The following is a 9863-nucleotide window of genomic DNA, read 5'->3' as shown; positions in this document are numbered from 1 at the left end:
GGGGGGGGGGGCGAAAAACCCCTTTTCGCACCCCCCGACGCTCAGGGCTGTTTTTCCCCCAACACCGTCGCCTCACGGCCGCGAGCGCTCCCTCGTGACCCGCCATCTTTGCGTAACCCTCAATAGTTAGCGTGGGTACGCTAACGATAGCAAGGGTCCCTTGCTATCGCCTGGGCTCGGCGGCGGTCAGGCCAGGGCCTTGACCAGATCGTCGACCAGGTCGCTGCCGTCCTCGATGCCGACGGAGAGGCGCACCAGGTTGTCCGGTACCTGCAGGGTGGACCCGGCGGTGCTCGCGTGCGTCATCCGGCCCGGGTGCTCGATGAGCGATTCGATCCCGCCCAGCGACTCGGCGAGAATGAACAGCTTCGTCTTCGACGCGACGTCGAGCGCGGCCTGCTCGCCGTCGATGTGGGTGAACGAGATCATCCCGCCGAAGCGCCGCATCTGCTTCGAGGCGACCTCGTGGCCGGGGTGCTCCGGCAGGCCCGGGTAGTAGACACGCTCGACCTTCGGGTGCTTCAGCAGCATCCGGGCGATCAGTTCGGCGTTGTCGCTGTGCCGCTCCATCCGCAGCGCGAGGGTCTTGATCCCGCGCAGGGTCAGCCACGCGTCGAACGGGCCGGGCACCGCGCCCGCCGCGTTGCGCAGGTAGAACAGCTGCTCGCGCAGTTCGTCCTCGTTCGTCAGGATCGCGCCGCCGACGACGTCGGAGTGCCCGCCGAGATACTTGGTCGTCGAATGCAGGACGACGTCCGCACCCAGCGAAAGCGGGGTCTGCAGGTACGGGGTGGCGAAGGTGTTGTCGACGACCAGGCGGGCGTCGGCGCCGTGCGCGACCTCGGCCAGCGCGGCGATGTCGGCGATCCCCAGCATCGGGTTCGTCGGCGACTCGCACCAGATCAGCTTCGTCTCCGGGCGGATCGCCGCGCGGACCTCGGCGATGTCGCCGAGGTCGGCGACCGTGTGCTCGACACCCCACAGGCTGAGCACCTTGTCGATCAGCCGGAACGTGCCGCCGTACGCGTCGTTGCCGAGCACGAGGTGGTCACCGGGCCGCAGGGTCGCCCGCAGCAGGACGTCACTGGCCGCCATCCCCGACGCGTAGGCCAGACCGTGCCGTGCGCCTTCGAGCGCCGCGAGCGCGACCTCCAGCGCGGTGCGCGTGGGGTTCGCGGTGCGGGAGTACTCGTAGTCGCCTTCGCGCGTGCCGCCGACGCCGTCCTGCGCGTAAGTCGAGGTCTGATAGATCGGCACGATGACCGCGCCGGTCCGGGGATCAGGGGTCTGCCCGGCGTGGATCGCGCGTGTCTCGAAGCCCAGCAGAGAGTAATCGTCGGCCATATGGTCCAGGGTACGACCACTCGCTCGAGATCCCATGGTCTGGGATCGAATTCACCATTGCCCGGGTGGCGGGCCACCTTGCTGCTGGGCACCGGGAGCGGGCGGATGGCCGGGCCGCGGGGGCGGATATCCGAAGTTCGGCGGCGGCACGGCGACGATCGGCTGTTTCTTGGCCGCCAGCCAGCGCGCCGTCGGCGGGATCAACGCCAGCAGGAAGGTCGCGATCGCCGGGATCAGCACCACGATGAGGAGCCAACCGACGCCGTAGTGCAGGGTCATTCCGCTGTACGAGAAGTAGAACTGCGAGCTGATCGCCCGTAGCAGGAAGACCAAGGCCAAGAGAACGATCGTGGCCCCGGCTCCGATCGCGGTGAGCACTCGCCCGGCTTTCTTGCGCAGGAGCAGCAGGATCCCGCCGCTCAAGAGCAGAGCCGCGGAGAGGAGGTCGAGCACCGCGCCGACCACGAGGAACGAAACCGCGAAATCGACGAGTTCGATCACGTGGAACGCGAGTCCGGCGAGAAACCAGAGTCCGCCGAGGATCGCGAGGATTCCGGCGATCATCCCGGTGGCACCGCTCGGCTGCCGCGCCGTTCCCGGCGGCGGATAGGCCCCCGGTGGCGGATAGCCGCCCTGCGGCGGGTACTGCTGATAAGTCATTTCTCCCCTTGTCGAAACCCTCGCCTCGTCCGGCCGTCCGGACTATCGGCCCGGAAGCCGATAAGGCTGGACCGGGGCAGGCCGCCGCCGCAAGTACTTCCACGTCGGCGGAAGGATCGCCAACAGTAGCGCCAGAAGGCCGAACACGATCATGGCCAGGCGGAGAACGCCGTCGAGGGTCGCGAACCGGAGCAGGATGTCGAGGTGGATCCGGTACGGCACGCGGAACGCGATCGGCTCCAGCACGACGGCCACGATGGCGAGCAGTGAGCCGAGGATCAGCAGGACGGCGCCGATCACCGAACGGAAGAACGTCGTCAGCGCGCCGATCAGCAGGAACAACGCGGCGAGCAGGTAGAGCACCAGCTCGACGAGCGCGAAGCCGGGCAGGTTCGAGAGGCTGAAGCCCGACGGGAGTTCGATGAAGTAGCGGATCGGGATGAAGCCGGACGCGAGAGCCCCGAGGAGCCCGAACACCGCGGCGATGATCGCCGTCGCACCGGAGGGCCGGGCCTGCTGCGCGGGATAGCCGAAACCTGCCGGCCCGGGCTGCTGTGCGGGATATCCGTACGGACCGGTCACGTCGCTCCCGTCGGCCAGGGGGTGAGTCAACGGCGCTCACCCTAGCCCCGCGGACCTGGCCGCGGCAGGCGAATCCGGAAACGCGGGACGCCCCCGGCCGACGGGCCGGGGGCGTCCTGAGCGAAACCGTTCAGTGGTGATTGATCACCACTGCTGCGGCGGCTGACCGGGCTGTTGGCCTGGCTGGCCGTACCCGCCGCCGGGCGGCCCCTGCTGACCGGGCTGCTGACCGAAACCGCCGTGCTGCTGCGGAGGCTGGCCGTAGCCACCCTGCGGCGACTGACCGGGCTGGCCGAACCCACCGCTGGGCGGGCCCTGCTGGCCCGGCTGCTGCCCGTAACCACCAGGCTGCCCCTGCTGCGGGAAATCACCCGAAGGCGGACCGGCCTGGCCGGGCTGACCGTACTGACCCGGCTGCGGCTGGCCGTACTGGCCCGGCTGCGACTGGCCGTACTGACCGGGCTGACCCGGCTGGCCGAAGCCACCCTGGCCACCCTGCGGCGGGCCGCCGAAACCACCGGGCCGGCCGCTCTGCGGAGCACCGAGCGCCGAGCCGCCGCCACCGAGACCGACGAACTGGGCGGTCGCCGGGATCAGGCCCAGCACACCCACGATCAGGATCAGGACGCCGAAGATCAGGTGCGGCAGGCCGATGCCGATGCTGACCTCGCTCGGGACGCCATCGCCCGACGCGGTCGTGGCGCCGAGGAGCAGGATGCCGAAGAGGAGCAGCAGCGCGCCGCCCACGGTGACCGCGATCGGCACGATCTTCTTGAGCGAGGCCGGGAGCTTGCCCGCCAGCGCGAGACCGGCGCCGGCCGCCGTCGCGACGATCGAAGCGACCAGCAGCAGGATCACGTAGAGCCAGACGGTGCCGGGCGAAGCCAGGCCGAACTGGTCGAGAACCTTGTTGACGGCCTCTTCGCCCATCTTGGAGGACTGGCTGTCGACGCCTTCGGAGTAGTCGCTCGCGTCACCGAAGTAGACGAAGGTGAAGATGAGCGCGAGAAGACCGAGAAGGCCGACGAGGCCACCGGCGATGAACCCGAACAGCGGGTTCCCGCCGGCACCACCACCGGCGGCGGGGCCGTAGCCCTGCGGCGGTCCGCCGAAACCGGGCTGCTGGCCGAAGCCGCCCTGGGGCGGTCCGCCGAAGCCCTGCTGCGGCTGGCCGAAACCGGGCTGCTGCTGACCCTGCGACGGATCGAACCCGCCCTGCTGAGGCCCGCCGAAGCCCTGCTGCTGACCGAAACCGCCACCCTGGGCGCCGTAGGCACCGGCGGCCGGGTTGTCGGCCGCGCTCGGCGGCGGGGCGTACGGGATGGCGGGCGGCTGCGAACCCGGCGGCACGAGCTGGGTGGACTCGGCGGTGGGGGACTCCCCGCCGCCGCTCACCGGCTGCACGACCTGGGTCGCGTTCGCGTCGCCGGAACCGGGCTGGGCCGGCTGCACGACCTGTGTGGGCTCCGGCGTGTCGCCGAACCCGCCACCCTGGGGCTGCTCGTAGGAGGGCTGCTGCCCGTACTGCGGTTGCCCATAGTCGGGCTGGGGCGGCTGGCCGGGCTGCACCACCTGGGTCGGTTCCGGGGAACCGAACGGGTTGTCTTGCTGCGGCTGGGGGCCACTCGGGGGTCCCTGCGGTGGCTGGGCGCCACCCCAAGGCTGATTCGGTGGCTGCGGAGCACTCATTTGGGTCTTGAACCCCCTTGACGAGGACATAAAAGTTCAACTCACCCGACACGCTATCGGATAGCCGGGTGGGCCGCTCGTAACGCCCCGGCCCGACCAGCCGATGAAATGCCTCTTTACCGCCCCGCGAGAAACGCGAGCAGGTCGTGCCGGGTGACGACCCCCGCCGGCTTGCCGTCGACCAGCACCAACGCGCCGTCCGCGCCCGAGAGCGCGTTCATCGCCGCGCCCACCTGTTCACCGGCGCCGATGGTAGGCAACGGCGGCGACATATGTTGCTCGAGCCGGTCGGCCAACTGGGCCTTGCCGGTGAAGAGCGCTTCGAGCAGGTCGCGTTCGTTGACCGCGCCGACGACTTCGGCCGCCATGACCGGCGGTTCCGCGCTGACCACGGGCATCTGGCTGACGCCGAACTCGGAAAGGATCGCCACCGCTTCGGCGACCGTCTCGTTCGGGTGGCTGTGCACGAGGCTGGGCAGCGAGCCGCTCTTCTTCATCAGGACGTCGCCGACGGTGGCGCCGCTGGAGTCCGGCGGCAGGAAACCGTAGGAGGACATCCAGTCGTCGTTGAACACCTTGGTGAGGTAACCGCGGCCGCCGTCGGGCAGGAGCACGACGACGACGTCGTCCGGGCCGAGGCCCTCCGCGAGCTTGAGCGCGGCGGCGACGGCCATCCCGCACGAGCCGCCGACGAGGAGTCCCTCTTCGAGCGCGAGTCGGCGGGTGATGTCGAAGGAGTTCGCGTCCGACACCGCGATGATCCGGTCGGCGATCTCCCGGTCGTAGGTGTCCGGCCAGAAGTCCTCACCGACGCCCTCGACGAGGTACGGGCGCCCGGTCCCGCCGGAGTACACCGAACCTTCGGGGTCCGCGCCGATGACCTGGACGCGGCCGTCACTGACCTCCTTGAGGTACCTGCCGGTGCCCGAGATCGTGCCGCCCGTGCCGACGCCCGCGACGAAGTGCGTGATCTTGCCTTCGGTCTGGCGCCAGAGTTCGGGGCCGGTCGAGTGGTAGTGGCTGGCGGGGTTCTCCGGGTTGGCGTACTGGTTCGGCTTCCAGGCGCCCTCGATCTCGCGGACGAGGCGATCGGAGACGTTGTAGTAGGAGTCCGGGTGCTCCGGCGCCACCGCGGTCGGGCAGACCACGACGCGGGCACCGTAGGCCTTGAGCACGTTGCGCTTGTCCTCGCTGACCTTGTCCGGGCAGACGAACACGCATTTGTACCCCTTGCGCTGCGCCACCATGGCCAGCCCGACGCCGGTGTTGCCGGACGTCGGCTCGACGATCGTGCCGCCGGGCTTCAGCGCCCCCGAAAGCTCCGCGGCTTCGATCATCCGCAGCGCGATGCGGTCCTTGACGCTGCCGCCGGGGTTGACGTACTCGACCTTGGCCAGGATGAGCGGTTGCAGCCCCTCGGCCAGCGCGTTCAGCTTGACCAGAGGGGTGTTGCCCACGAGGTCCACGATGTGCTCGACGTATTCCACTCCGACAGCCTAAACGCCGCCGGTCGTGCTGTGCCCACTCAACCGGGCGGGGTGAAAAGCGCAGTCGAGAGGAGTGGCGTGGATCGCGTTCGCCTTTGACCCGCACCTCCCTCCGGTGGAGGATGTGAGGTGAGCAACCGCTTAGCGCATCTGGATCGAAAACAAGGGAGTGTCGTTCCATGCCCGAAGCCGTCATCGTCTCCACCGCCCGATCCCCGATCGGCCGCGCCGGCAAGGGATCGCTGGTGAGCATCCGCCCCGACGACCTCACCGCGCAGATGGTCCGCGCCGCGCTCGACAAGGTCCCCGAACTCGACCCGACGCAGATCGAAGACCTCATGCTGGGCTGTGGTCTCCCCGGTGGCGAGCAGGGTTTCAACATGGGCCGCGCGGTCGCCGTCGAACTCGGCTACGACCACCTGCCCGGCTGCACGGTCACGCGGTACTGCTCCTCCAGCCTCCAGACCACCCGCATGGCGCTGCACGCGATCAAGGCAGGCGAAGGTGACGTGTTCATCTCCGCCGGTGTCGAGACCGTGTCCCGCTTCGCCAACGGCAGCTCGGACTCGTGGCCGAACACGCACAACCCGCTGTTCTCCGACGCCGAGGCCCGCACCGCGCAGGTCGCGGCCGAAGGCGCCGACAGCTGGACCGACCCGCGCGAGAACGGCGCCCTGCCGGACGTCTACATCGCGATGGGCCAGACCGCCGAAAACCTGGCGCGACTGAAGAACGTGTCGCGTGAGGAGATGGACGAGTTCGGCGTCCGCTCGCAGAACCTCGCCGAGAAGGCCATCGCGGACGGCTTCTGGGCCGACGACATCACCCCGGTGACCCTGCCGGACGGCACCGTGGTCTCGAAGGACGACGGCCCGCGCGCCGGCGTCACCCTCGAAGGCGTCTCCGGTCTCAAGCCGGTCTTCCGCCCCGACGGGCGAATCACGGCGGGCAACTGCTGCGCGCTCAACGACGGCGCCGCCGCCGTGATCATCATGTCCGACACCAAGGCTCGCGAGCTGGGTCTGACGCCGCTCGCCCGCGTCGTCTCGACCGGTGTTTCCGGGCTGTCGCCGGAGATCATGGGCTACGGCCCGGTCGAGGCGTCGAAGCGGGCGCTCGCGCGCGCCGGGATGTCGATCGGCGACATCGACCTCGTCGAGATCAACGAGGCGTTCGCCGCGCAGGTCATCCCGTCCTACAAGGACCTCGGGATCGACCTCGACCGGCTGAACGTCAACGGCGGCGCGATCGCCGTCGGCCACCCGTTCGGCATGACCGGCGCGCGGATCACCTCCACGCTGATCAACTCGCTGCGGCACCACGACAAGCAGTTCGGCCTCGAGACCATGTGCGTCGGCGGAGGCCAGGGCATGGCGATGGTCCTGGAGCGCCTCTCCTGACCCTCTGACCTGCGAAAGAGAGCAAGGGACCTTTGCTACCGTTTGTCTCGACGTCGAGAGAAGCGATAGCAAAGGTCCCTTGCTCCTTTTCGGGCCGGGCCTGGTGGGTCATGATCACCCGCGCCGCAGGACCTCGTCGTCGGCCGCGCCCTCCGGCGGCGCGAACTTGGTCTTCGGCAGGAACACCGCCGGGATCAGGCACAGCGCGAGCAGGATCAACGACCACAGGAACTTCGTCGAGAACGCGTCCGCGGTCAGCCCCGAAGCCGCTTCGTGCGTCGCCGGGTTCATCACCCTGGCCGGCTGCCCCTGCGCGGTCGTACGCCGAACTTCCCGGCCAGCAACGTTTTCCCCGCATACGGGCCGAAAGGGCAGAGCCGCCTACAGGTTGTCAAGAAGAGTGATCAGCAGACGCTGTCCGTCGGAACCGGGTTGCCGAGTCCGAACAGCGGTCGCAGCTTGAGCCCGATCCAGGTGCCACCGAGCGCGAACACTCCCCACAGCCAGCCGTGCAGGCTGCCGACCGAGATACCGCCGAGGTAGGCGCCGATGTTGCAGCCACCCGCCATCCGCGCGCCGACACCCATCAGGATCCCGCCGAGCACCGCGGCGACGGCGGTCCGCCACGGGATCGAGCTGTGGATCTTCCACGCGCCCGCGGCCGCGGCCGCGATTCCCGCGCCGATCATGATGCCGATGTCGGTGAGGCTGTTCTTGTCCTTCCAGATCGGACCGGCCAGCGAAGCCGCGTTCGCCTTGAGCCGCCAGAATTCCCAGGTTTCCGGATGCAGGCCGAACACCTGCAGGATCTTGGCGCCCCACAGGCTGAACGCGCTCGTCACCCCCCAGATCCCGCCGGACACCAGGAAGACGGCACCCGCGAGCACCCCGAGAACGACGGCGCCGACAAGTATCGGCCAAGAGCCGCGATAGATCCGGGCGAAACCACGCGCGGTCGGGACGACGTCGACCGGCGGCGGGTTGCGGCGCTTCTGCACGAACCGCGTTCCCAGGACGATCGCGGCGAGGACGGCGACGGTGATCGCCCACGAACCGAACCAGCCGACGTGGTCGGCGAGCAGGACGCCCTTGAACTCGGGCCAGCCCGACAGCAGCGGATACGCCCACGTGTAGAGGACGGAGCCGGTGATGAACCCGCCGAGGGTCAGCACGATCGTCGACTGCCCGGATCCGACCGCGAACAACGTTCCCGACGCACACGCACCGCCCAACTGCATACCGATGGCGAAGATCGTCGCGCCGGCGAACAGCGCGAGTCCCAGCCCGCCCGCGGTCGGGTTCGGCGTGCTGCCGAAGAGACCGGAGCCGGTGCCCACGATCAGCGCGATCAACGTCGCGGCCGTACCGAGCAACAGCGTGTGCGCCCGCAGCCCCTGGCCGTTCCCGACCGCGATCAGCTGGCGCCAGGCCGAGGTGAAACCGAAACGGGAGTGGAAGAGCGCGAGCCCGAGCAGGAGGCCGAGGATGAGCAGGACACCGAACTTCGCCCCGTGCGCCGCCCACACGTACCAGGTCAGTCCGATCGCGAGGGCGCCCGCGACCGCCAGCGGCACGATCTTGACCGGCCCCTCCGGTCGCGGGACCGGGGCGGCGCAGGAGGTCGGGAAGTCGAGGAGCTTCTTCTCGCCGGCTTGGGTTTCTGTCGTCGCCACCAGGGCTCCAGGTCGATCGGCGGGGTGGGGGACGAGCAACGTTAGAACCGGGGACCGTCCGGTCGCAGCCCGTCCCACACTGTGCGACGAATGACGGCGCGTGCGGGGCCGGACGGTGGCGGCGATACCCAAGGTCCCTTGCTCCCCCAGAACGCGCGAAGGCCCCTTTCCCTCGGCTGAGCCGAGGGTCCCGGCAAAGTCGCATAGCCGCTGGCCGGTGGCGCTCTTGGTGAGTCGAACTGGACATCCGAAGGGGTGCGGATGACAGGGTCGACTCGGGCACTCCCCGGAAGTGTCCCGTGTGGACAGTCGAGAAGGTGCCAGGCCACTGTGACGAGCCCGCCTCTGTCACCACAACACCCACTCGACCAACGGTTATGCGACTTTGCCGGGGCCCTCGGCTGAACCGAAGAAAGGGGCCTTCACGTGCTTGTGGTTACTCCGCCGTCTTGATGCAGAGCGTGGTCGGCGGCGTCGAGTACGTCGCCACCTTCGTGGCTTCGGTGCCCTCACAGGACGCCTGATCCACGACCCCGGCGACCTTCACCAATTCCGCGTCCTTCGCGGGATCGGTGCAGGACACCTTCTGGTAGCCCGCGGTCTGCGAGACGAAGCCCTTGAGGCAGTCGCCCTGCTTGGCGTTGACGATCAGGCACAGCTTGTACGAGATCCGGCCGGACATCGAGATGCTGTCGTAGTCGCCCTCCGGACAGGCCTCGTCGCCACCCACGCGAGCGGCGATCTTGACGTTCGCCTCCTGCGCGCCGCAATCGGCCTTCTTCGGCTCGTCGGCCGTCCGGGAGAACTCGGTCACGCTGAGGCAGTCACCGGCCTGGGCGTTGCTCGTCCCGGTGAAGTGGTTGAACAGGAAGAAACCGCCGCCGATCACGACGACGAGCACCGGGATGGCGAAGCGAAGCCAGCCGAGCTTGGACTTTTTGGGCGCTTCCGGCTGACCGAAAGCGTCGGGCTGTCCCACCGGCATTTGGCCCCCAGGGGCCGGCTGGGAAGTGGTCACCGAGAAACCT

9 protein-coding genes are annotated in these 9863 nt (G+C 69.0%); 1 reads left to right on the top strand and 8 read right to left on the bottom strand.

The features are described from left to right. Positions 1–186 precede the first annotated feature (186 nt). From ACZ6DT_RS08490 to ACZ6DT_RS08470, 5 genes are all read right to left on the bottom strand, one after another. A complete protein-coding gene (locus ACZ6DT_RS08490) occupies positions 187–1344 on the bottom strand; it encodes a cystathionine gamma-synthase (protein WP_465590723.1) in 1158 nt (385 codons plus the stop codon). Between the two features lie 51 nt (positions 1345–1395). Beyond that, positions 1396–2004, bottom strand: coding sequence for a hypothetical protein (locus ACZ6DT_RS08485; RefSeq protein WP_465590721.1), 609 nt, complete (start codon positions 2002–2004; stop codon positions 1396–1398). A 42-nt stretch (positions 2005–2046) separates the two neighbouring features. Next, positions 2047–2616 carry a hypothetical protein gene (locus tag ACZ6DT_RS08480; protein ID WP_465590718.1) on the bottom strand — a complete coding sequence of 190 codons (570 nt, stop codon included), beginning with the start codon at positions 2614–2616 and terminating at the stop codon, positions 2047–2049. Positions 2617–2730: 114 nt separating this feature from the next. Continuing rightward, positions 2731–4158 carry a hypothetical protein gene (locus ACZ6DT_RS08475; protein ID WP_465590716.1) on the bottom strand — a complete coding sequence of 476 codons (1428 nt, stop codon included), beginning with the start codon at positions 4156–4158 and terminating at the stop codon, positions 2731–2733. Positions 4159–4391: 233 nt separating this feature from the next. After that, a complete protein-coding gene (locus tag ACZ6DT_RS08470; protein ID WP_465590713.1) occupies positions 4392–5762 on the bottom strand; it encodes a cystathionine beta-synthase in 1371 nt (456 codons plus the stop codon). Positions 5763–5941: 179 nt separating this feature from the next. Between ACZ6DT_RS08470 and ACZ6DT_RS08465 the strand changes: the two genes are divergently transcribed. After that, positions 5942–7162, top strand: a complete 1221-nt coding sequence (locus tag ACZ6DT_RS08465; protein WP_465590706.1) for an acetyl-CoA C-acetyltransferase — start codon at positions 5942–5944, stop codon at positions 7160–7162. Between the two features lie 114 nt (positions 7163–7276). Here ACZ6DT_RS08465 and ACZ6DT_RS08460 read toward each other — a convergent pair whose 3' ends face one another. The 3 genes from ACZ6DT_RS08460 to ACZ6DT_RS08450 form a co-directional block, all read right to left on the bottom strand. Continuing rightward, the gene (locus tag ACZ6DT_RS08460) at positions 7277–7453 is read right to left on the bottom strand and encodes a hypothetical protein (RefSeq protein ID WP_465590704.1); all 177 of its coding nucleotides are present in this window, start codon (positions 7451–7453) and stop codon (positions 7277–7279) included. Positions 7454–7566: 113 nt separating this feature from the next. After that, positions 7567–8835, bottom strand: coding sequence for a YeeE/YedE family protein (locus ACZ6DT_RS08455; protein WP_465590701.1), 1269 nt, complete (start codon positions 8833–8835; stop codon positions 7567–7569). A 436-nt stretch (positions 8836–9271) separates the two neighbouring features. After that, positions 9272–9820, bottom strand: coding sequence for an LppU/SCO3897 family protein (locus ACZ6DT_RS08450; protein WP_465590698.1), 549 nt, complete (start codon positions 9818–9820; stop codon positions 9272–9274). Positions 9821–9863: the final 43 nt, after the last annotated feature.

Source organism: Amycolatopsis sp. NPDC041971, from assembly GCF_055588925.1.
This window is presented reverse-complemented; position numbering and strand designations above follow the sequence as displayed.

Bases quoted from the DNA above. Each gene is read 5' to 3' on its own strand.
- ACZ6DT_RS08460 (WP_465590704.1), bottom strand. From the start codon at position 7,453: ATGAACCCGGCGACGCACGAAGCGGCTTCGGGGCTGACCGCGGACGCG.
- ACZ6DT_RS08485 (WP_465590721.1), bottom strand. From the start codon at position 2,004: ATGACTTATCAGCAGTACCCGCCGCAGGGCGGCTATCCGCCACCGGGG.
- ACZ6DT_RS08450 (WP_465590698.1), bottom strand. From the start codon at position 9,820: ATGCCGGTGGGACAGCCCGACGCTTTCGGTCAGCCGGAAGCGCCCAAA.
- ACZ6DT_RS08465 (WP_465590706.1), top strand. From the start codon at position 5,942: ATGCCCGAAGCCGTCATCGTCTCCACCGCCCGATCCCCGATCGGCCGC.
- ACZ6DT_RS08490 (WP_465590723.1), bottom strand. From the start codon at position 1,344: ATGGCCGACGATTACTCTCTGCTGGGCTTCGAGACACGCGCGATCCAC.